Source organism: Alkalibacterium psychrotolerans (genome assembly GCF_054784355.1).
Genome location: NZ_BAAGPH010000050.1, coordinates 1 through 517 on the forward strand (window position 1 = coordinate 1; position 517 = coordinate 517).

Here is a 517-nt window from a genome sequence, read left to right on the forward strand (position 1 = left end):
ACCATTTTACTGTACCTGTTTCCATAATAAAATTCCTCCTTGTGCCTTTGCACATATTTACATTATTGCTTAAGGACCAATTCGGAATGCATTACACAGTTCGTAAAATGTCTCTTACAATATGTTATACATAGTATAGCACACGTCGCTCTATTTACCTAATTTATTCTGATATTGACTTATTTCGGACTTATTTGAAAGAGTTGGTCAGCTCACATCGTTTTATACTAGTCTTGAATCGCTTATCTAACCAAGGATCAGTCTAGATACTAATGATACTAACTATAAAGTGGAAAGAAGCTATTATCTTACCCGGGATGATCTTCACCACTATTTGCTGTTTAGGAGACGAAAAAAGGACACGGAAGAATCCGTGTCCTTTTACTATAGTTTAGGTTTAAGTTAATTAAGCCTTAGTTACGTTTGCTGCTTGAAGTCCGCGTGCGCCTTCTTCAGTGTCAAAGTTAACTGCTTGGCCTTCGTCTAAAGATTTGAATCCTTCTTCTTGGATTGCTGA

1 protein-coding gene is annotated in these 517 nt (G+C 36.6%); it reads right to left on the minus strand.

Annotation, left to right across the window (positions count from 1 at the left end; genetic code table 11):
- Positions 1–406 precede the first annotated feature (406 nt).
- Positions 407–517, minus strand: a 111-nt coding sequence (locus tag ACYVLS_RS08825; RefSeq protein ID WP_460323676.1) for a cold-shock protein, incomplete at its 5' end; no start/stop codon positions are given.